Origin of the sequence: uncultured Parasphingopyxis sp. (assembly GCF_937129435.1) — a bacterium.
GTDB lineage: Bacteria > Pseudomonadota > Alphaproteobacteria > Sphingomonadales > Sphingomonadaceae > Parasphingopyxis.
Map to the genome: position 1 here is coordinate 15,986 of NZ_CAKZNF010000013.1, position 21,724 is coordinate 37,709.

The 21,724-nt window shown below is 65.5% G+C and carries 21 protein-coding genes; 16 read left to right on the plus strand and 5 right to left on the minus strand.

Annotation, left to right across the window (positions count from 1 at the left end; translation table 11 throughout):
* The first annotated feature begins 8 nt into the window (after nt 1-8).
* The 9 genes from Q0139_RS02740 to Q0139_RS02780 all read left to right on the plus strand — a co-directional run bounded on the left by Q0139_RS02740 (nt 9) and on the right by Q0139_RS02780 (nt 8,783).
* Nucleotides 9-536: a DUF1993 family protein gene (locus Q0139_RS02740; RefSeq protein ID WP_298016949.1), complete on the plus strand. Its 528-nt coding sequence runs from the start codon at nt 9-11 to the stop codon at nt 534-536.
* Nucleotides 536-988 carry a transcription antitermination factor NusB gene (gene nusB / locus Q0139_RS02745; RefSeq protein ID WP_298016954.1) on the plus strand — a complete coding sequence of 151 codons (453 nt, stop codon included), beginning with the start codon at nt 536-538 and terminating at the stop codon, nt 986-988. Before Q0139_RS02740 ends, nusB begins: the two co-directional genes overlap by 1 nt.
* A gap of 184 nt (nt 989-1,172) precedes the next feature.
* The gene (gene thiL, locus Q0139_RS02750) at nt 1,173-2,114 is read left to right on the plus strand and encodes a thiamine-phosphate kinase (RefSeq protein ID WP_298016957.1); all 942 of its coding nucleotides are present in this window, start codon (nt 1,173-1,175) and stop codon (nt 2,112-2,114) included.
* A gap of 141 nt (nt 2,115-2,255) precedes the next feature.
* On the plus strand, nt 2,256-4,415 hold the full coding sequence (locus Q0139_RS02755; protein ID WP_298017037.1) for a sodium-translocating pyrophosphatase: 2,160 nt from the start codon (nt 2,256-2,258) through the stop codon (nt 4,413-4,415).
* 387 nt (nt 4,416-4,802) lie between these two features.
* Nucleotides 4,803-5,738 (plus strand): ribose-phosphate pyrophosphokinase, encoded by a 936-nt coding sequence (locus Q0139_RS02760; RefSeq protein ID WP_298016962.1) that lies wholly within the window; start codon nt 4,803-4,805, stop codon nt 5,736-5,738.
* Nucleotides 5,739-5,751: 13 nt separating this feature from the next.
* A complete protein-coding gene (locus Q0139_RS02765; protein WP_298016965.1) occupies nt 5,752-7,047 on the plus strand; it encodes an SDR family oxidoreductase in 1,296 nt (431 codons plus the stop codon).
* Nucleotides 7,047-7,523, plus strand: coding sequence for a DUF2269 domain-containing protein (locus Q0139_RS02770; RefSeq protein WP_298016968.1), 477 nt, complete (start codon nt 7,047-7,049; stop codon nt 7,521-7,523). Before Q0139_RS02765 ends, Q0139_RS02770 begins: the two co-directional genes overlap by 1 nt.
* A 71-nt stretch (nt 7,524-7,594) precedes the next feature.
* Nucleotides 7,595-7,993, plus strand: a complete 399-nt coding sequence (locus Q0139_RS02775) for a cupin domain-containing protein (protein WP_298016971.1) — start codon at nt 7,595-7,597, stop codon at nt 7,991-7,993.
* Between the two features lie 4 nt (nt 7,994-7,997).
* Nucleotides 7,998-8,783, plus strand: a complete 786-nt coding sequence (locus Q0139_RS02780; RefSeq protein WP_298016974.1) for an inositol monophosphatase family protein — start codon at nt 7,998-8,000, stop codon at nt 8,781-8,783.
* A 29-nt stretch (nt 8,784-8,812) separates the two neighbouring features.
* Here the strand turns inward: Q0139_RS02780 and Q0139_RS02785 are convergent, their stop codons facing one another.
* Both Q0139_RS02785 and Q0139_RS02790 read right to left on the minus strand, forming a co-directional pair.
* Entirely contained in the window at nt 8,813-9,223 is a 411-nt protein-coding gene (locus Q0139_RS02785; protein WP_298016976.1) for a VOC family protein, read from the minus strand.
* Nucleotides 9,224-9,279: 56 nt separating this feature from the next.
* Complete coding sequence (locus tag Q0139_RS02790; protein WP_298016979.1) at nt 9,280-11,427, minus strand: AsmA family protein; 2,148 nt, start codon at nt 11,425-11,427, stop codon at nt 9,280-9,282.
* A 161-nt stretch (nt 11,428-11,588) separates the two neighbouring features.
* On the opposite strand from Q0139_RS02790, the gene rpmI reads away from it, so the two are divergent.
* The 6 genes from rpmI (at nt 11,589) to Q0139_RS02820 (ending at nt 17,816) form a co-directional block, all read left to right on the plus strand.
* A complete protein-coding gene (gene rpmI / locus Q0139_RS02795) occupies nt 11,589-11,795 on the plus strand; it encodes a 50S ribosomal protein L35 (protein ID WP_298016982.1) in 207 nt (68 codons plus the stop codon).
* 4 nt (nt 11,796-11,799) lie between these two features.
* Nucleotides 11,800-12,162, plus strand: a complete 363-nt coding sequence (gene rplT, locus Q0139_RS02800; protein WP_298016984.1) for a 50S ribosomal protein L20 — start codon at nt 11,800-11,802, stop codon at nt 12,160-12,162.
* A 133-nt stretch (nt 12,163-12,295) separates the two neighbouring features.
* Nucleotides 12,296-12,616, plus strand: coding sequence for a GIY-YIG nuclease family protein (locus Q0139_RS02805; protein ID WP_298016988.1), 321 nt, complete (start codon nt 12,296-12,298; stop codon nt 12,614-12,616).
* Between the two features lie 125 nt (nt 12,617-12,741).
* A complete protein-coding gene (gene pheS, locus Q0139_RS02810) occupies nt 12,742-13,863 on the plus strand; it encodes a phenylalanine--tRNA ligase subunit alpha (RefSeq protein WP_298016993.1) in 1,122 nt (373 codons plus the stop codon).
* Nucleotides 13,864-14,077: 214 nt separating this feature from the next.
* Nucleotides 14,078-16,525, plus strand: a complete 2,448-nt coding sequence (gene pheT / locus Q0139_RS02815; RefSeq protein WP_298016997.1) for a phenylalanine--tRNA ligase subunit beta — start codon at nt 14,078-14,080, stop codon at nt 16,523-16,525.
* Nucleotides 16,526-16,550: 25 nt separating this feature from the next.
* On the plus strand, nt 16,551-17,816 hold the full coding sequence (locus Q0139_RS02820; RefSeq protein WP_298017000.1) for a SulP family inorganic anion transporter: 1,266 nt from the start codon (nt 16,551-16,553) through the stop codon (nt 17,814-17,816).
* Here the strand turns inward: Q0139_RS02820 and metW are convergent, their stop codons facing one another.
* Both metW and Q0139_RS02830 read right to left on the minus strand, forming a co-directional pair.
* Nucleotides 17,817-18,407: a methionine biosynthesis protein MetW gene (gene metW / locus Q0139_RS02825; RefSeq protein ID WP_298017003.1), complete on the minus strand. Its 591-nt coding sequence runs from the start codon at nt 18,405-18,407 to the stop codon at nt 17,817-17,819.
* 204 nt (nt 18,408-18,611) lie between these two features.
* A complete protein-coding gene (locus tag Q0139_RS02830; RefSeq protein WP_298017005.1) occupies nt 18,612-19,736 on the minus strand; it encodes a homoserine O-acetyltransferase in 1,125 nt (374 codons plus the stop codon).
* A 63-nt stretch (nt 19,737-19,799) separates the two neighbouring features.
* On the opposite strand from Q0139_RS02830, the gene hisC reads away from it, so the two are divergent.
* Nucleotides 19,800-20,900, plus strand: a complete 1,101-nt coding sequence (gene hisC, locus Q0139_RS02835; protein WP_298017007.1) for a histidinol-phosphate transaminase — start codon at nt 19,800-19,802, stop codon at nt 20,898-20,900.
* A gap of 111 nt (nt 20,901-21,011) precedes the next feature.
* On the opposite strand, the gene Q0139_RS02840 is transcribed toward hisC, so the two are convergent.
* Nucleotides 21,012-21,722: a 1-acyl-sn-glycerol-3-phosphate acyltransferase gene (locus Q0139_RS02840; protein ID WP_298017009.1), complete on the minus strand. Its 711-nt coding sequence runs from the start codon at nt 21,720-21,722 to the stop codon at nt 21,012-21,014.
* Between the last annotated feature and the right edge of the window lie 2 nt (nt 21,723-21,724).

The window sequence follows — 21,724 nt, forward strand, 5'->3', positions numbered from 1 at the left end:
AGAGAGACATGACCTTTTCACTCTACGACGCCATCATTCCCGGCAACCAGCAGATCGTCGGCGCCGTCATCGGGCTGATCGAGAAGGCCGAGGCGCATTGCGCCGAAACCGACGGCTGCACCGAGGAGGATCTCGTTCAGGCCAAGCTCGCCGAGGACATGCTGCCGCTGGGTTTCCAGGTCAAATGGGTCACGACCCACTCGATGGGCGCGATCGAAGGCGTGCGCGAGGGCAAATTTTCGCCCGACGTGACGCCCCCGCCCGCCACGCTAGCCGACCTCAAATCCGGCCTTGCCAGGACGCGCGACGAGCTCGCGGCGCTGACGGCGGCCGAGGTGAACGGCTTTGTCGGCAAGGACATGGTCTTCGCGTTCAACGAGATGGAAATCCCGTTCACGGCGGAGAATTTCCTGCTCTCCTTCTCGCAACCGAATTTCTATTTCCACGCGACAACGGCGTACGACATCCTGCGCCATCGCGGCGTGAAGCTCGGCAAGCGCGATTTCCTCGGCCAGATGCGGGTCAAGGCGGGCTGATGGCTGCGAAGGCCCGATCCCGTTCGCGTTCGGCGGCGCGCCTCGCCGCCGTCCAGGCGCTCTACCAGCAGGAAATGGAAAAGACCTCGCTGCCCCGCCTGCTGCGCGAATTCCATGCGCACCGGATCGGGCAGGTGATCGAGGACACCGAATATGAGGCGGCCGAGATCGATTTCTTCGACACGCTCGTCGCCGGGGTGGACGAGCGGCGCGAGGAGATCGACGCGCTGATCGTGCCGAAGCTGGCCGAAGGCTGGTCGTTCGAACGTCTCGACCGCCCCCAGCGGCAGATCCTGCGCTGCGGCGTCTTCGAACTGATCGCGATGCCCGACATCCCGACCGGCGCAATCATCAGCGAATATGTCGATGTGGCCGATGCGTTCTACGAGAAGCGGGAGAAGGCGTTCGTGAACGGGTTGCTGGATGCTGTGGCGAAAGAGGTGCGCCACTGAATTCCTCCCCGAAACGGGGAGGTGGCAGCCCGCAGGGCTGACGGAGGGGCGCCCGCCTCTTGGCGATGCGCTGATGTGGCGAACGCCCCTCCACCATGCTGCGCATGGTCCCCCTCCCCGTTCCGGGGAGGAATGTTAGGGATTTGTGGAGTTCTTCGCCGCCTATTGCTGCTAGTCTCCATCCATGTCGCGCGAATCCGACTATATCGAAAGCCTGAAGGCGATGGCCTCGCATCCCGCTGCTCGCGGGCTGACCGATGATGCGGCGGTGTTCGCGCACGGCGGACGCAACCTTGTCCTCACCCATGATGTGCTTGTGGAAGGGGTGCATTTTCTCTCCGACGACCCGCCCGAAGATATCGGCTGGAAGCTCGCGGTCGTGAATCTGTCCGATCTCGCGGCGAAGGGTGCGCGGCCGCTTGGCGCGCTGGCGGCGCATAATCTCTCCGACGATGCCGAATGGGACCGGCGTTTCGGCGAGGGGCTCGGCGCGGCGCTCGCCGAATATGGCTGTCCGCTGCTGGGCGGCGACACGGTGCGCGTTCCCGAGGGCAGTGCGCGGCAGTTCGGCCTGACCGCGATGGGGGAGGCCGAAATCTCCCCGACGCGCGACGGTGCGCAGGCGGGGCATGAGCTCTGGGTCTCGGGCACGATCGGCGATGCGCGCGCCGGGCTCGATATCGCGAAAGGCGAAGGCGAGGGCGACGATGCGCTGCTCGCCGCCTATCGCCGGCCGCGCCCGCAACTGTCGCTCGGCCAGCAGCTCGCCCCGCTCGTCAGCGCGATGATGGACGTGTCCGACGGGCTGCTGATCGATGCGATGCGCATGGCAAAGGCGAGCGACGTCACGGTGATCGTCGAGACCATCGATGTCCCGCTTTCCGACGCCTTTGTCGCGATGCGCGGCGATACCCGCGATTCGACGCTCTACGCGGCGACCGGCGGCGACGATTACCAGCTTCTCTTCGCCGCGCCCGAACGCTCGCGCCGCCAGATCGAAAGCGTGGCTGAAGAGTGCGGCGTGCCGATCCACTGCATCGGCCTTGTCCGCGAAGGGGCGGGGCTTTCCATTGAGGAAGGCGGCCGTCCGCTGCCGCTTCCCGAACGGCTCGGCTGGGAGCATTGATCGCGGCGCAGCAAATGCTTGCACAATCGGCAACTTACATCTTATAGCGCGCGCAAACCGCTAGGCGCTCGATTCCGGGCGCGTTTCTTTATGCGGGGAACCATAATCAGGGGGGCTCAAACCCAAATGACTATCGATCCGATGACCATTGTGGTCGCGGCCATCGTATGTGGCCTTATCGCCGTTCTCTACGGCATCATCACAAGCCGGCAGGTGCTTGCTGCCAGCGCCGGCAACGAAAAAATGCAGGCGATCGCCGGCGCCATCCAGGAGGGCGCGAAAGCCTATCTGGGCCGCCAGTATCGCACCATCGCGCTGGTCGGCGTGCTGGTCGCGGTGCTCGTCGCGGTCTTCCTGACCTGGATTTCGGCTGTCGGCTTCGTCGTCGGCGCCGTTCTTTCGGGCGTCGCCGGTTATATCGGCATGAACATCTCTGTCCGGGCGAATGTCCGCACGGCTGCTGCGGCTGAAAAGGGCCTGCAACAGGGCCTGACTGTCGCGTTCCGCGCCGGCGCCGTCACCGGCATGCTCGTTGCCGGCCTCGCGCTGCTCGCCATCGCGGTGTTCTTCTACGTGCTCGTCGCGGTCATGGGTCTCGATGTCAGCAACACGGTCGAAAAGCGTGAGATCATCGACGCGCTTGTCGGGCTCGCCTTCGGCGCTTCGCTGATTTCGATCTTCGCGCGTCTCGGCGGCGGCATCTTCACCAAGGCCGCCGATGTCGGCGCCGACCTTGTCGGCAAGGTCGAGGCCGGTATTCCCGAGGACGACCCCCGCAACCCGGCGACGATCGCCGATAATGTCGGCGACAATGTCGGCGACTGCGCGGGCATGGCCGCCGACCTTTTCGAAACCTATGTCGTGACCGTGGGTGCCACGATGGTGCTGACGGCGCTGCTGTTCACCGGCATGGAAAGCGCTTCGCTGCTCGGCCTGATGGCGTTGCCGCTGGCCGTCGGCGGTGTGTGCATCATCACCTCGATCATCGGCACCTACATGGTTCGCCTCGGCTCTTCGAACAACATCATGGGCGCGCTCTACAAGGGCTTCATCACGACCGCGGTGCTCTCGATCCCGGCAATCTATTTCGCCACGCAGTTCGTGCTCGGTGACATGAACGCCTATATCGGCGGCGCTCCGCTGGCGGGCGAGACCGGGCTCACGACCGAAACCGGCGCGGCGACCGTTGCCGCGTTCACCGGCATGGACCTGTTCTGGTCGATGCTCATCGGTCTCGGCGTCACCGGCCTGATCATCTGGATCACCGAATATTACACCGGTACCGAATATCGGCCGGTCCGCTCGATCGCCAAGGCATCCGAAACCGGCCATGGCACGAACGTGATCCAGGGCCTCGCGATCAGCCTCGAGGCGACGGCGTTGCCGACGCTCGTGATCGTGATCGGTATCGTCGTGAGCTACCAGCTCGCCGGTCTGATGGGCATCGCCTTCGCCGCCACCTCGATGCTGGCGCTCGCCGGCATGGTCGTTGCGCTCGACGCCTATGGTCCTGTCACGGACAATGCCGGCGGCATCGCCGAAATGTCCGAGCTCGACCAGAGCGTTCGCGACAAGACCGACGCGCTCGACGCGGTCGGCAACACGACCAAGGCGGTGACCAAGGGCTATGCCATCGGTTCGGCGGGTCTTGCGGCGCTGGTGCTCTTCTCCGCCTATACCGCGGACCTCGAAGCCTTCTTCCCGACGGTCGATGTGAGCTTCAGCCTAGAAAACCCCTATGTCATCGTCGGCCTGCTGCTCGGCGCGCTGTTGCCCTATCTGTTCGGCGCGATGGGCATGACGGCCGTGGGCCGTGCCGCGGGTGACGTCGTGAAGGACGTGCGCGCACAGTTCGCGGCGGACAAGGGCATCATGGACGGCACCAGCCGCCCCAATTACGCCCGCACGGTCGACCTGGTGACGAAGGCGGCGATCAAGGAAATGATCATCCCGTCGCTCCTGCCGGTGCTCGCACCGATCGTGGTGTATTTCGTGGTGACTGCGGTCGCTGGCCAGGCCAATGGCTTTGCCGCGCTTGGCGCCTTGCTGCTCGGCGTGATCATCTCGGGCATCTTTGTCGCGCTTTCCATGACCGCCGGCGGCGGTGCCTGGGACAATGCCAAGAAGTATATCGAAGACGGCAATCACGGCGGCAAGGGCTCGGAAGCCCACAAGGCCGCGGTGACCGGCGATACGGTCGGCGATCCCTATAAGGATACGGCCGGCCCGGCGGTGAACCCGATGATCAAGATCACGAACATCGTGGCCCTGCTGCTGCTCGCGGCGCTTGCCGGAGGTTGATCTTGCGGGTTCGGCCTGACGGTTGAGCGCGGCACCGGCCCTCTCCCCCTCCCGGCCTCCCGATCAGGATATGCTCATGGGAGGCCGGGAGGGGGAGAGGGCCGGTGCCGCGACCTCGCGCCAGCGAGGTTCTGACAAAAATTCGGCCCGTCCGGAGCGATCCGGGCGGGCCTTGTCTTTGCTGCACCGCAAGATGCGCTTCTTGCAAAGTTTACACTTTCGTGGCAGTCAGACATTTCCTGAACCTTGGCCCTGCTGGATTCGTCCGGCGGGGCTTTTTCTTTATTCGGCCCGCATTGCGCGAAACCCACGATTCCGGCCCGCCGCCCGGTTTCACTGTCCTGAAACACAGGCTAAGGACCAAGGCTCCAAGGGGAGCAGCGATTCATGAAATTACTGTCGGGCAATTCGAACCTGCCGCTGGCGAACGCGATTTCGCAATATCTCGAAATCCCGCTGACCGATGCGAATGTCCGGCGCTTTGCCGATGAGGAGATCTTCGTCGAGATCCTCGAAAACGTCCGCGGCGAAGACGTGTTCGTCATCCAGTCGACGAGCTATCCGGCGAACGACAATCTGATGGAATTGCTGATCATGGTCGATGCGCTGAAGCGCGCGTCGGCCAAGCGGATTACCGCCGTGCTCCCCTATTTCGGCTATGCGCGGCAGGACCGGAAGCCCGGCCCGCGCACGCCGATTTCGGCCAAGCTCGTCGCCAACCTCATCACCACGGCCGGCGCCAATCGCGTGCTGACGATGGATTTGCACGCAGGCCAGATTCAGGGCTTTTTCGATATTCCGACCGACAATCTCTACGGCGCCCCGGTCATGGCGGCGGACGTGCTCGCGCACTATTCGGGCAAGGAGATCACCGTCGTCTCTCCCGATGTCGGCGGGGTGGTCCGCGCCCGCGCGCTCGCCAAGCGGCTCGACAACGCCCCGCTGGCGATCATTGACAAGCGGCGTGAGCGCCCCGGCGAATCGGAGGTCATGAACATCATCGGCAACGTCGAAGGCCGCTTCTGCATCATCGTCGACGATATCGTCGATTCGGCGGGAACGCTCTGCAACGCCGCCGCCGCGATGAAGGAATCGGGCGCCGAGGACGTCATCGCCTATTGCTCGCACGGCGTGCTGTCCGGCGGCGCGGTGGCCCGGGTCGACGGATCGGTGATGAAGGAACTGGTGATCACCGATTCGATCGGCAATCACGAAGCGATCGCCGAGGCCGAACGCATCCGCCACCTCCCCATCGCGCCGCTCTTCGCCGAAGCGATCCGCCGCATCGCCGACGAAAGCTCGGTCTCGAGCCTGTTCGACTGATCGGGCGGGGCCGGTGCCGCGCCTGCTGATCCTCGGCGCGACCGGCTTTATCGGCAGCGAGATCGCAAGCGCGCTGATCGCCGATGGGCATGACGTGCGGCTCGCGGCGCGCGATCTCGATTATGGCCGGCGGCTCTTTCCCGATGCCGACTGGCGCCTTGCCGATCTCAACCGGTTGACCGCGCAAGGCGATTGGGCGCCGCTGCTCGAAGGGGTCGACATCGTCGTCAACGCGGCAGGACTGTTGCAGAGCGCGCCCGGCGACGATGTGACGCGGGTCCAGCGCGATGCCGTGATGGCGCTGGGTGAGGCGTGCCGGGATACCGGCGTTTCGCGCATCGTGCAGATTTCCGCCGCCGGGGTCGCGGGCAATGACAGCGACTTCATGACGAGCAAGGCGGAGGCCGATTCGGCGCTGCTGGCCGGGCCGGTGCCGGCGATCGTGCTGCGACCGGGTCTCGTCATCGGCCGCAACGCCTATGGCGGGACGCAGCTCATCCGCATGGCCGCCGCGCTGCCTTTCGGGCTGTTCCCGCCGCTCGGCGCGCCGATCCGATGCATCGCGCTGGCGGATGTCGTCGCGGCGGTGCGCCTCGCCGTCGCTGCCGATCCGCCGCCCGATGCGCCGGTCGATCTCGTCGGCGAGGAAACGCACGCGCTGCCGGGCATCATCGCCGCGCACCGGCGCTGGCTCGGCCTTCGCGACTGGAGGCGCCCGATGCGGCTGCCGCGCCCCTTTCTGACCGTGGCAATGCGCGCATCGGACGCGCTCGGCCTGCTCGGCTGGCGTTCGCCCTTGCGCAGCAATGCCGTTGCCGCGCTCGCCAACGGCGTGGAGGGCGATGCGGCGGCGACGCGCACTTGGCTCGACCGCGCACCGCTGACCCTCGACCAGACGCTCGCCGCCATGCCCTCGGGCAAGCAGGATCGGCTGATGGCCTGGGCGACCGCGCTGCTGCCGGCCGCACTGCTCGCGCTCGGCATCATGTGGCTGGTGTCGGGCATCGCCACGCTCGCCGATATCGACCGCGCATCGGCCGTCATGCGACAGACCGGGATCGGGGCGGGGGCCTCCTGGTGGCTCACCTTTGGAGGCGCAGTCGCGGATATCGCATTGGCGCTGATGCTGGCGGTGCGCCGATGGGTGCGCCCGGCGCTGATGGGCATGGTGCTGCTCGCTGGCGGCTATCTCCTGCTCGGCACCGTGCTGCTCCCCGCCCTCTGGGCCGATCCGCTGGCGCCGCTCGCCAAGGTGCTGCCGAGCATCGTGCTGGCGCTGCTAATATTGCCGATGATGGAGAAGCGCTGATGGCGGGCATGGAATATATCCAGTGGCTGCGCTGGGCGCATGTGCTGGGGGCGTGCGTCTTGATCGGCACGGGGGCCGGGATCGCCTTTTTCATGCTGATGGCACACCGGACGCGCGATGCGGCGGTGATCGCGCATGTCGCGGGCACCGTGGTGATCGCCGATTTCCTGTTCACCGCGACCGCCGTCATCGTCCAGCCGATCACCGGCGCCCTGCTCGCCAATGCCTTTGGCTGGCCGCTGACGAGCAAGTGGATCCTCTGGTCGGTCGGGCTCTATTTCTTCATCGGCGCCTGCTGGCTCCCCGTCGTCTGGATGCAGAAGCAGATGCGCGATCTCGCCCGCGCCGCCGCCGCCTCGGGCGAGCCGCTGCCGCCGCGCTATTTCCGGCTCTATCGCTGGTGGTTCGCACTCGGCTGGCCGGCCTTCGGCGCGATCGTCGTCATCGTCGCGCTGATGATTGTGCGGCCCGTCTGAGCTGTCCGGTCGCAAAGAACGGCCTGTTCGTATCGGCCAAGCCCGCCTAGAAGCGAAGCCGGAGGCCCGCCATGACGAACCCCGATATCGCGAAACAGCCTATCCATCTCGGCCTCGGTGCCAAGGCGGTTGTCCAGCCCGAATTTACGGGACTCGAATGGTATGCCGATTATGGGGCGCGTCATACCGCCGATGGCGCCGAGGGGCGGCTCGTCGCGATGCATAGCTTTGCCGAGGACTGGGACAGCTGGGAAATGCATCCCAAGGGTGACGAGGTCGTGCTGTGCCTGTCGGGCCGGATGACGCTCCATCAGGAAATGGCCGATGGCGAAACGGCGACGGTGACGCTGGGCGAGGGCGAATATGCGATCAATCCGCCCGGATGCTGGCACACCGCCGATATCGCGAGCGAGGCGACCGCGCTGTTCATCACCGCGGGCGAAGGCACGCAGCACCGGCCGCGCGACTGACCCGATGCCGACGCTCACCGACGACCTTGCCCTTGCCGAACGCCTTGCCGATGCGGCCGGCGAGGCAATCCGCCCGTTTTTTCGCGCCGATTTCGCGCAGGAAACCAAAGCCGATTCGTCCGCCGTCACCGAGGCCGATCGCGCCGCCGAACAGGCGATGCGCGCGATTCTCGAAGAAGAACGGTCCGAAGACGGGATTGTCGGCGAGGAATTCGGCAGCGTGCGCGAAGAAGCGGAGCGCCAATGGGTGCTGGATCCGATCGACGGGACGCAAAGCTTTATCGCGGGGCGGCCGATTTTCGGCACGCTGATCGGGCTGCTGCAACAGGGCTGGCCGCTGCTTGGCGCGATCGACCAGCCGATCTCCGGCGAGCGCTGGATCGGGGCGATGGGGCGCGAGACGCTGTTCGGCGGCAAAGCAGCACAGACGCGCCGGTGCCGCGCGCTCGAAGGCGCCAGCGTCGCGACGACGAGCCCGCATTGCTTTTCGGAGGACGAGGCCGACGCCTATCTCCGCCTGATCGCGCATTGCTATGGCGAGCGGCCCTGGCCGGTCTATGGCGGCGATTGCTACAATTACGGCCTGCTCGCCGCCGGGCATCTCGACATCGTCATCGAAACCGGGCTCAAGCTCCACGATTTTGCGGCGCTGATCGCCGTCGTCGAAGGGGCGGGCGGGCAGATGTGCGACTGGCAGGGCGAACCGCTCAACGCCGACAGCGACGGCCGCGTGATCGCGCTTGGCGATCCGGCGCGGCTCGACGATGTGCTGGAGGCCTTGCACGGATAGGATGATGGGCCTGCGCTACAGCGCCCGGTCTAGCTTTTGACCGGCGCGCCGATCGACCAGGTATAGCCATAGGGATCCTTGAGGTGACCATAGCGGTCGCCCCAGAATTGATCCTCGAGCGGCTGGGTGATCTCCGCGCCCGCGGCAACCGCCCGCTCCCACCAGCGATCGGCATCGTCCACCGCCAGATGCAGCACGGCCGATGCGGGCTCCGGCGCGGGATCGCCGCCGCGATATTCCGGAAAATCGTCGTGCATCAGCAGGAAATCGCCGTTGATGACGAGCGCCGCATGCATCAGCCGGTCGCCGTCCTGCTCCGCCTGGCGCGATTGCTCCTCGGCGCCGAACGCTCTTGCGTAGAAATCGATCGCTTCGGCGCATTTTCCGTCGCGGATGGTGAGATGCGGCGTGATCCCGCTGTCGGGCCGATCCTGGGGCATGTGTCTCTCCCGAGTCGTGAAGTCGCGATCATAGCAGATCGGCGAACCGCCGGGGGCTAGAAGATGCCGAGAAAACCGCCATCGTCGTCGTCATCGTCTTCTTCTTCCTCGACATCGTCGCGGCTCGCGCGGCCGTCGCCGACATCGTCGCGCGGGTCGCCATCCTCCTCGCGCTGGTCGCGGGCCCGCGCGCCCTGCAGCACAGGACCACATTGCGCGGCTTCGGCATCGCCGAGATCGACGAACGACACGATCGCGGCAAGCGGGCTGACCGCGATGCCGAGCCCCAGGGCAATGCCCGCGCGCGCGACGAGTTCGCCGGAAATCGGATCGATGCCGGGTGAGGCGAAATGGCCGTTGATGCCGACCGGCGACTGGCCGGAGAACAGGCTGAAATCCTTGCCGTCCGCCTCGATCGCGATATCGATCGCCTCGTTCCGGAAGCTGAAGCCACCGCGCCCGACGATCACATTCTTGCGCGTGTCGATCAGGATCGGATCGGTGGCCGCAAGACCGTTACGCACGGTGAAGGCGATCAGCCCGCAATTGACGTTGATCGGATCGTTCGTCTCATCCTCGAACATCAGCTGCAGGAACGTCCCGAGGTCGAGTTCGGCGAGTTGTGCATTACCCGCTACGACCGTGCCCTCGGGAATGATGATCGCGATACGGCCGTTCGAGGTGCTCAGCGATTCATGGATCGTATCGCCGGTCCCAGTCATCTGCGCGCGGCCGGCGATGGTGCCGGTCGTGCCGTTCTCCTCGACGCCGAAACGGGCCAGCAGCGTCCCCATCGGCGTCGGAGAGAGGCGGATGTCATAAGCGGTCCGCACCGGGCGCTCGCGCGCGTTGATCTGGATATCGGAGGTGACGTGGCCGCCCGACAGATCGAATTCGAACGGGGATAGGCGCAGGAAGCTGTTATCGAGATCGAGGGTCAGCGAAACGTTGGAAATCGGCAGGCTTTCGGCGCGGATATTGCGGACGCGATAGTCGACATGTGCGTCGAAGCGCGAGATGGCGTCGACGCGCAGCGGCGCATCGGGGAGGACGCGCGGCGTGCCGCCCGCCTGCGTGATCGCCCCCGATCCGCCTTCGGCCTCCAGCCGCTCGGGATCGTAGCCGAGGAAGGGGCCGATATCGATGATATCGACCGTGTCGGAGGCGAGGTCGGCGGTAATCATCATCCGGTCGCGCAGCGCCACCGTCATCGATCCCGCCAGATCGCTGTCGCCGAAGCGGCCCGTCATCCTCGTGAAGCGCCATTCGTCTCCTGCCTTGGTCAGCGCCGATTGCAGGCGGTAGGCGCGGGTTTCCGGGACGGCGATGCCGGCAAAGTCGAACAGCTGCGCCATGTTCTGCCCGCGCACCTGGACGGCGAGCTCGGCACCCTCGATCTCGGTCAGGCCGGGCAGTTCGCCCGACACGTCCATCACGGTGCCGACGCCTTCGGCGTGGAGCCGGAAATCGTTGCGGCCGCCCGCAATCGCCGCATTGGGCGAGAAGAAACCGCCGTTCAGCGTGAATCCCTCGCCCCGTGCGCTGCCGCGGCCGGAAAATTCGATCGAATTCTCGATCTCATTGTCGCGCGCGCTCACGGTTTCGAAACCGATATCGGCGCTCAGCGTCGATCGGGGATCGCGATAATGGAGCCGGGTGCCGGAGATCGAGGCATAGCGGATCAGCGGCAGCTCCAGCGGCTCTCCGGTCGGCTCGCCGAACGTCCAGCTATTCTGTTCGCCGGCCCGGTCCCATTCCAGCGCGACATCGCCATTGTCGAGCTTGAGGAAATTGATGGTCCGGCGGCCGAAGATCAGCGGGATCGTATCGACGCGCATGTGAACGAGATCGGCGGCGAAGAAGGTATCGCTCTCGGCCCATTCCGGGTTGGAAATCATCATCCCCTCGGCGACGAACTTGACGTCGATCGGATCGAAATAAAGCTGGAAATCGCCCTCGACCTGCACCTCTCGTTCGAGCTGGGCGCTCATGATGCTCTCGAACGGCTCTTTCAGGAACCGGCCCTTGGTGATGTAGAGGATCAGCCAGCACAGCAGGATCAGCGCGAAAAGGCCGACGATCGTGTAGAGGATCCGCCGCACGATATGGTCGGGAATGCGGGCGAACCAGGCGCCGACGCGCCCCGGCAACGCGCCCAGCCACGCGCCGGTTCGATCGAGCAGGGTCGCTTCGCCATGAGCCATGATTTACAAACCTTTAGCCGATGCGCCGGTTCCCGTGCGAACCATTGCATTGCCGCGCTCTTTCGCCTATAGGCCCCGGCTTCCAACGATTTCGAGGGAACTGTCCGGCCAGTATGGGCTGCCGAGGCCGTTCGCAGATCGTCAGACTTAAGGAGACGAAAATGCCCAAGCTCAAGACCAAGAGCGGTGTGAAGAAACGCTTCAAGATCACCGCGACGGGCAAGGTGCTGCACGGCGTCGCCGGCAAGCGCCACCGCCTGATCAGCCATAACGCGAAATATATCCGCCAGAATCGCGGAACCACGGAACTCGCCGACGCCGATGCGAAGACGGTGAAGAAGTGGGCTCCCTACGGACTGAGGAAATAGCGCGATGGCACGGGTAAAAAGAGGCACGACCACCAAACAGAGCCACAAGCGCCTGTTGAAGCAGGCCAAGGGCTATTGGGGCCGCCGCAAGAACACGATTCGCGTCGCGCGCCAGGCCGTCGAAAAGGCCGGCCAGTATGCCTATCGCGATCGCAAGGTAAGGAAGCGGAATTTCCGCGCGCTGTGGATCCAGCGGATCAACGCGGCGGTGCGGACCGAGGACCTGACCTATGCGCGCTTCATGCACGGGCTGAAGCTCGCGGGCGTCGAGCTGGATCGCAAGATCCTCGCCGATCTCGCGATGAACGAGCCGGAGGCGTTTAGCGCCGTCGTTGCCCAGAGCAAGGACGCGCTCGCTAAAGCCTGAGGCAGCGACATTTAGCCGGTTGACGGATCGAACCGTCGACCCGAACAGTTGAAGGGCGCGCGGGATGCAACAATCCCGTCGCGCCCTTTGTCGTTTGCGGCGCGGAGCCCGTTTCATTTTTCGGATTACGTCGATGAAAGAGGATTTCCAGCCGACGGTCTACATTCTTGCCAACCGCAGAAACGGTGCATTGTATGCAGGCGTGACTTCGCAACTGCTGCAACGCATAGGCCGGCATCGCGATGAGAGCTTCGGTGGCCATAGCAAACGGGTGCAGGCGAAAATGCTGGTCTGGTTTGAACAGCATGGGACAATGGAAACGGCCATCAGGCGGGAAAAGCAGATCAAGAAGTGGAACAGACTGTGGAAAATCAATCTGATCGAGAAGACCAATCCGGATTGGCGAGATCTGGCGGTCGATTTCGGCTTTCCGCCAGTCTGGGCGATTAGGTAATCGGACTCGTCACCCCCGCGAAGGCGGGGGTCCATCACCGGAGATGCAAACCATGTGTGCGGGAGATGGATTCCCGCCGTCGCGGGAATGACGAGAATTGAGTGAGATTGAAGGATGTTGAACCGATGACTGAAGACAAGCCGGACATCCCCCAGCTGAAGGAGGATCTGTGCGCGGCGATCGATGTTGCGGCCGGCCTTGAAGGGCTGGAAGCGGTGCGCGTTCATGCGCTCGGCAAGAACGGCGTCGTCACGCAGCTGCTGAAGACGCTCGGCGGCATGTCGCCCGAGGAGCGGCAGACCGAGGCGCCGAAGATCCAGGGGCTGCGCCATGACATTTCGGCCGCGCTCGACGAAAAGCGCGCCGCGCTCGAGGAAGCGGTGCTGCAGGAAAGGCTGGCGTCCGAAGTGCAGGACATGTCGCTGCCGCCGCCCGAGCCGTTGATGGGCAGCATCCATCCGGTCAGCCAGGTGATGGACGAGCTGGCTGAAATCTTCGCCGATCTGGGCTTCGCCGTTGCGACCGGGCCGGAGATCGAGGACGACTGGCACAATTTCACCGCGCTCAACATCCCCGAAAGCCATCCGGCGCGGGCGATGCACGACACTTTCTATTTCCCGTCGGGCCAGCAGCTGCATTCGGGCAGCCCGGCCAATGGCGACGGCGCGCCGATGCTGCTGCGTACGCACACCTCTCCGGTGCAGATACGCACGATGACGAGCCAGGAGCCGCCGATCCGCATCATCGCGCCGGGCCGTACCTATCGGTCGGATTCGGATGCGACGCACACACCGATGTTCCATCAGATCGAGGGGCTGGTAATCGACAGGGACATCACCATGGGGCATCTCAAATGGACGCTCGAGACGTTTTTGAAGGCGTTCTTCGAGCGCGACGATGTCGTGCTGCGTTTCCGCCCCAGCTATTTCCCCTTCACCGAACCTTCGGCCGAGGTCGATGTCGGCTATTCGATCGACGACAAGGGACGGCAGGTGATCGGCGGGGCCGATCACTGGATGGAGGTGCTCGGCAGCGGCATGGTCAACCGCCGCGTCATTGCCGCCTGCGATCTCGATCCCGACACGTGGCAGGGCTTCGCTTTCGGCACGGGCGTCGACCGGCTCGCGATGCTCAAATACGGGATGGACGATTTGCGCGCCTTTTTCGACGGCGATCTGCGCTGGCTTCGTCATTACGGTTTCTCGGCGCTCGACGTGCCGACGCTGAGCGCGGGAGTGGGGGCGTGATGGCGGCGCCGGCACAAACCTTCTCCCATTGGGAGAAGGATACGAAAACTTGGTCTCGCGTAGCGAGGCCTAGTTGGAGTTGGATGAGGGGTTCGGCCGCTCCATCCAACGTGCAACCCCTCATCCAACTGCGCCTAATTCGCTTCGCTCATAAGGCTCCATATCCTTCTCCCCTTGGGAGAAGAGTGCTTCCGTGCGGGAAGGATTGTTCACGATGAAATTCACCCTTTCGTGGCTCAAGGAGCATCTCGACACCGATGCCGATCTCGACACGATCCTCGAGACGCTCACGGCGCTCGGGCTCGAGGTCGAGGGCGTCGAAAATCCCGGCGAAACGCTAGGCGGTTTTCGCATCGCCAGGGTGATCGAGGCGGGCAAGCATCCCAATGCCGACAAGCTGCAATTGCTGAAGGTCGATGCCGGAGACGGCGATCCGGTGCAGGTGGTGTGCGGCGCGCCCAATGCGCGCGAAGGGATGATCGGCGTGTTCGCGGCGCCCGGCACCTATGTGCCCGGCATCGATGTCACGCTGAAACCGGCGAAGATCCGCGATGTCGAAAGCTTCGGCATGATGTGTTCGGAGCGCGAGCTCGAACTGTCCGACGCGCATGAGGGGATCATCGATCTCGACGAGAGCGCAGCCGATGCAGTGGGCGAACCCTATGCCGCATGGGCCGGCCTCGACGATCCGGTGATCGACATCGCCATCACGCCGAACCGGCAGGATTGCATGGGCGTGCGCGGCGTCGCACGCGATCTCGCCGCCGCCGGTCTCGGCACGCTCAAGCCGCTCGCCGAAGCCTATGCACCGGCCGGGACCGAACCGGCCGACGGCAAGCACGACGTTTCGGGTCAGCGGATCGAAATCGCGCCGGTTCCCGGTGAAGGCAAGGGGCCCGACGTCCGCACCCACGATCCCGAAGGCTGCCCCGCCTTTTTCGGCCGCACGGTCACCGGCGTTACCAACGGCGAATCGCCGCCCTGGATGCAGAAGCGGCTGCGCGCGATCGGACAAAAGCCGATCTCCGCGCTCGTTGACATCACCAATTTCGTGATGATCGATCTCGGCCGCCCGCTCCACGTCTACGACATGGCGAAGCTCGCCGGCCCGTTGGTCGCGCGCCGCGCCAAGGCGGGCGAGCAGGTGCTCGCGCTCAACGGCAAGACCTACGGGCTCGACGAGACGATGACGGTGATCGCCGACGACAAGGCCGTCCACGATATCGGCGGCATCATGGGCGGCGAGGAATCGGGCGTCGAGGACGACACCACAGACGTCCTGATCGAATGCGCCTATTTCACGCCCGAGCGGATCGCGCGGACGGGGCAGAAGCTCGCGCTCGCCAGCGATGCGCGCATCCGTTTCGAACGCGGTGTCGACCCGGCCTTCCTCGAAGACGGCCTGCAGGTCGCGACGCGGCTGGTGCTGGCTTTGTGCGGCGGCACACCGAGCGAGGTCACGCGCGCAGGAACGCCGCCCGAAGGCACGAAGACGTTCGACTATGACCCGGCCTTCTGCGCCAAGCTCGGCGGGGTCGATGTGCCCGCCGCGAAACAGCGCGAAGCGCTCGAAGCGTTGGGCTTCGGCGTCGAGGGCGACGGCCCGTTCACGGTGGCCGTGCCCAGTTGGCGCCGCGATGTGGACGGCGCGCCCGACCTGGTCGAAGAGGTGCTGCGGATCGAGGGCTTCGATTCCATCCCGTCGACGCCGCTGACGCGCCTGCCCGGCGTGGCGCTCCCCACCGCCTCGCCCGACCAGCGGCGCGAGCGCAAGATGCGCCGCGCGGCGGCCGCGCGCGGTCTCAACGAGGCGGTGACGTGGAGCTTCATCTCGAAGGACGAGGCCGCGGTCACGGGCGATGCGCCCTGGTCGCTCGCCAACCCGATCAGCGAGGACATGAAGGTGATGCGGACCTCGCTGATCCCGGGCCTTGTTGCGGCCGCTCGCCGCAATCTCGATCGCGGCGCGCCGAGCGTGCGGCTGTTCGAGATCGGCCGGCGGTATCTGGGCGATGGCGAGCGGCCGACGCTGGGTATCGTGCTCGCCGGAACGCGCACCCACCGGCACTGGCAGGGCGGCGGCAAGCCGTTCAACGCCTATGACGCCAAGGCCGAGGCGATGGCGCTGCTCGAGGCGGCGGGTGCGCCGGTCGACAAGCTGCAATTGCTCGGCGATGCGGCCGGCCATTACCATCCGGGCCGTTCGGGGCGGTTGTGCCTCGGCCCGAAAAAGGTGCTGGCCGAATTCGGCGAACTGCATCCGTCCGCGAGCAAGGCGCTCGACCTCGACGGGGCAGCAATGGCCGCCGAAATCTTCATCGACGCCATTCCGCTACCGCGCAGCTCGGGCGGGCATCTGCGCGAGGCCTATGCGCCGCCCGCCTTGCAGCCCGTGACCCGCGATTTCGCGTTCCTCATCGATTCCGACGCGCCTGCGGGCGAGCTGCTTCGCGCGGTGAGCGGTGCCGACAAGACACATCTGATCGCGGCTCGTATCTTCGACGTGTTCGACGGCGACGGCGTGCCCGACGGCAAGAAGTCGATCGCCATCGAAACGGTGTTCCAACCGGGCGATAAGAGCTTCACCGATGAGGAATTGAAGAAGCTCTCGGATGCGGTCGTGAAGGCGGCGGAAAAGGCCGGGGGCGAGTTGCGCGGCTGACCCCGCGATTCTCGGACCAACGTCGATGAGACAACCGAAAATCCTCACGACGATGCGCGAATACAGCTGGGCGTTGTTTCGGGCGGACTGCATCGCCGGGACGACCGTCGCGATGGTCGCGCTGCCGCTGAGCCTTGCCATCGCCATCGCCTCGGGCGCCGATCCGGCGACCGGGCTCGTCACCGCGATTGTCGGCGGTTTCTTCATTTCGCTTCTTGGCGGCAGCCGGGTGCAGATCGGCGGGCCGACGGGCGCGTTTATCGTCGTCGTGTTCGGCGTGATCGCGGAACATGGCTATGACGGGCTGGTGCTTGCGACGATGATGGCGGGCATCGTGCTGCTGATCGCCGGTTTCCTGCGGCTAGGACGGTTGATCGCCTTCATTCCCGAAGCCGTCGTCCATGGTTTTACGATCGGCATCGCGATCATCATCGCGGCAAGCCAGCTCGCGGATTTTTTCGGCATGGCGGTCGCCGACCTGCCGGCCGAATTCTTCGCCAAGATCGCGGCGCTTTGGAAGGCACGCGACACGGTGTCGCTTTCCGCGTTAGCCGTCGCCGTTACTACGTTGGTGCTGATCGTCGGGCTTCGCAGGCTCGCGCCGCGCTTTCCCGGCCTGATCGTCGCCGTCGCGGCGGGATCGGCGCTGGCGCTCTACGGTGGGCTCCCGGCCGACACCATCGCGTCGCGTTTCGGCGAGCTGCCCGGCCAGCTTCCTGCGCCCGGCCTGCCCGACGTCACGCTTGCCCGGCTGCGGGAGCTGCTACCCTCGGCGCTGGTTATCGCCTTCCTTGCCGGGGTCGAGTCGCTGCTGTCGGCCATGGTCGCGGATCGGATGATCGGGAGCAGCCATCGCTCCAATGCCGAGTTGATCGCGCAAGGGTCGGGTAATATCGCCTCTTCGCTGTTCGCCGGCCTGCCGGTGACAGGCGCTATTGCGCGCACCGCGACCAATATCCGTGCGGGCGGGAAGACGCCGGTCGCGGGCATCGTCCATGCGCTGGTGATCCTGATCGTCATGCTCGTCGCCGCGCCGCTGGCGGGGCAGTTGGCGATGCCCGCGCTCGCCGCGCTGCTGATCATCACCGCCTGGAATATGAGTGAGCCTGGCAAATGGCGAGGCTATCGGGCGCTGCCGCGGCGCGATCTCGTGCTGCTGCTGACGACGATGGTGCTGACGGTTGCCGTCGATCTTACCGTGGCGATCGGCGTCGGCGTGACGCTCGGCCTAGCCTTCCGCTTGCTCGACCGGCAGCAGGAACCCGAAGACTGGAGCCAAACGGAGCGGTAATCACCGCCCCAGCAGGAACACCGCCTGTTCGGCCATCAGGTTCGCCGCCGCCGCGCTGCGCTGGCGGGCGCCGGTCAGGTACCAGGCATCCTCCACGCTCGTGCCGCGTTCGCGCAGCAGGGCGCGGAAATCGTCGATCGTCACGTGGTGGATATTGTCGGTCTCGTACCAGCTCACCGGCAGCGCCTGCGTCACCGGCATGCGGCCGCCGAACAACAGGCTCATCCGCACGCGCCAATAGGCGAAATTGGGGAAGGAGACGAAGGCGCGCGGCGCGATGCGGAGCAGCTGGTCGAGAATCGCATGCGGCGCGCGCGTCGTCTGCAGCGTCTGGCTGAGTACGGCATAGTCGAACGCGCCATCGGGATAGTCGGCCAGGTCGGTATCGGCATCCCCCTGCACGACCGAAAGCCCGCGCGCCATGGCTTCAGCGACGGCGGTAGGATCGAGCTCGACCCCGCGCGCATCGACGTGCTTTTCATCGCGCAGCGCCGCCATCAGATCGCCCGCGCCGCAGCCGATATCGAGCACGCGCGCGCCCTTGGGAATCTGCGCTGCGATGATCGCGAGGTCGGGGCGGAGATCAGGCATTTCCCTTCTCCCATGGGGAGAAGGATATGGAGCCTTGGCGAGGAACGAGCCTAGGCGAAGTTGGATGAGGGGCTCTTCGCCCGCTGGAGTGAGAACCCCTCACCCAGCTCCGACTAGGCAGCCCTTCGACAAGCTCAGGACTGTCAAGTCTGCACAACCCTCTCCCCATGGGAGAGGGGCCATGGCTGAAACCGTGACTATTATTCACGACCTTTCCCCCGCTCGCAGAAATCCGTCGATCGTCGCGTTCATCTCGGGCGTGTCGAGCAGGAAGGCGTCGTGACCGAAGGGCGAGGACAGTTCGACGAAGCTGACCTCGGCCCCCGCCGCGTTGAGCGCCTTGACGATTAGCCGCGATTCACTGGTCGGGTAGAGCCAGTCGCTGTCGAAGCTGATGACGCAGAAGCGCGTCCGGCTGTCGGCAAAGGCGTTGGCGAGCAGGCCGCCATGTTCCTCGGCGAGGTCGAAATAATCCATCGCGCGCGTGATGTAGAGATAGCTGTTGGCGTCGAACCGGTCGACGAAGCTGATCCCCTGATGCCGCAAATAGCTTTCGACCTGGAAATCGGCATCGAAGCCGAAGCTCTTGGCGTCGCGCGCTTGCAACCGCCGTCCGAATTTCTCGGTCAGCCCTTCCTCGGACAAATAGGTGATATGCGCGGCCATGCGCGCGACCGAGAGCCCCTTGGTCGGCACCGCGTCGTGCGCATAATAGTTGCCGCCATGCCATGCCGGGTCGGCCATGATCGCCTGACGCCCGACTTCGTGAAAGGCGATGTTCTGCGCCGAATGCCGCGCCGCCGTCGCGATGGCGACCGCCGCGCCGACGCGGTTCGGGTAGCAGGCCGCCCATTCCAGCACCTGCATCCCGCCCATCGATCCGCCGATCACGGCTTCGAGACGCTCGATCCCGAGATGATCGAGCAGCATCGCCTGGGCGCGGACCATGTCGCGGATCGTGATGACGGGAAAGCGCATGCCATAGGGCTTGCCGTCGTCCGCCGCGCTCGCCGGGCCGGAAGATCCCATGCAGCTGCCGAGGACGTTGGCGCAGACGATGAAATGGCGCTCGGGATCGACGGGTTTCCCCGGGCCGACCATGCGGCTCCACCAGCCCGGCTTGCCCGTGCGCGGATGCGTCGAGGCGACATGCTGGTCGCCGGTCAGCGCGTGGCAGATCAGAATGGCGTTCGATTTGTCCGCGTTCAGCGCGCCATAGGCCTCATAGGCGATGTCGACGGGCGCGAGGCTGCCGCCGCCGTCGAGCGAGAGCGGGCCGGGCAGCGAAACCGAACAGGCCTCGCCATCGAGAGAAGCGGAAAGCGCCATGACCAGCGGCGCTATGGCCGAGGGCCGTGGATTGTCAACGCAAAGCGCAGTAAGGCGGCGCGCATGACCGGCCCGACCCCCAAACCGTGGATCGACGCGATCCACCCCTATACGCCCGGCCGATCGGTCGCATCGGGGGTGGAGCGACCGGTGAAGCTGTCCTCGAACGAGAACCCGCTGGGGACGAGTCCGGCGGCACAAAGGGTGCTGGCGGAAGCGCAAGGCGGGCTGTCGCGATATCCCGATCCGCGCTCGACGGCGCTGCGCGAGGCAATCGGCGTTCGCTACGGCCTCGATCCCGAGCGCATCATCTGCGGCACCGGGTCGGACGAGCTGCTGCATCTTGCCGCGGGGGCCTTTGCCGGGGTCGGCGACGAGGTGCTGTATGTGCGTTACGGCTTCTCGGTCTATCCGATCGCGGCGCGGCGGGTCGGCGCCGAGCCCGTCGAAGCGCCGGACACCGACTATGCGACCAATGTCGATGCGCTGCTCGAGGCGGTGACGTCGGCGACGCGCGTCGTCTTCCTCGCCAACCCGAACAACCCGACCGGCACCTTCGCGCGCCGCGACGATATCGCGAGGCTGCACGCCGGGCTGCCCGAAGATGTGCTGCTTGTCGTCGACCAGGCCTATGCCGAATATCTCGACGAAGCGGATGACGACGGCGCGCTCGTCCTCGCCGGCAACGCACCGAACGTCCTCGTCACGCGGACCTTCTCCAAGATCTACGGCCTGGCCGCCGAGCGGATCGGCTGGGGCTACGGCCCGGCGCCGGTGATCGCGGCGCTCGACAAGATCCGCGCGCCGTTCAACGTGACGAGCGCGGGTCAGCAAGCGGCCGTTGCGGCGCTTGGCGATACCGATTTCGTGGAAGCGAGCCGGACGCACAATGCCAAATGGCGCGGCTGGTTCGAGGAACGGATCGCGGGCTGGGGCAATGCGGGTTTGCGCGCCGTTCCGTCCAAGGCGAACTTCGTGCTCGTGGAGTTCAACGGCCCGGTGACCGCCGAGCAGGCGTTCGAGGCACTGCTTCAACGTGGCTATATCACGCGGTGGCTGCCGGGGCAGGGGCTGCCCGATGCGCTGCGGATCACAATCGGGACGGAAGAGGAGATGGCGGGTCTGGTCGCGGCGTTGGATGAAGTTCTCTCAAACGAACCATGATCTGCGAAATTCACCCCTCCCCTTCAGGGGAGGGGCCGGGGGTGGGGGCTATCCGCATTCCCTGCGCTTGAGGCACTCCCCCACCCCAACCCCTCCCCTGAAGGGGAGGGTCTATCCCTGTTGGGGCGTCACACCCTCATTCTCCAAGGCATTGATCCGCCGATGCACCTCGGCCTCGATCTCCTCGCGCGGGAGGCCGGGCGGGATCGGCTCGAAGAAGCGGAAGGTGACAATGCCCGGCCGTTTGATCCAGCTCTTGCGCGGCCAGACGGGGCCGCTGTCCAGCGCGATCGCGACCACGGGCAGCTTCAGCATCTTGTAGAGCCCGGCAAAGCCCGATTGCAGCGGCGGCGTTTCCCCGGGCAGCACGCGTGTGCCTTCGGGAAATATGACGACCGAGCGGCCCTCGCTCAGCACCTCGCGCGTCCGCTTCAGCATCGCCCGCATCGTCTTCGCGCCGCCGCTGCGATCCACGGGAATCCCGCCATATTGCTTGGCCAGCCAGCCCCAGGCGAAGATGTCGGTCAGCTCCTTCTTCAGCACCGGCGCCGGCGTGTCGAGCATGTTGAGCAGCTCCATCGTCTCGTACATCGCCTGATGCTTGGCGGCGAAGAGGAACTGGCCTTCGGGGATTTCGCCCTCGATCCGCATCCTGATGCCGAGGATATGGCGGCTGCACCAGTCGAGCAGGCGCACCCAGCTATGGATCACCGCATGCATCGGGCGCGGACCGATCGCCGCCCCGATCAGCGCGGCGGCCACATAGGGCACGGTCAGCCCGTAAAAGACGAGCATGAACACCGCCGTCCGGATCACCGCCATCG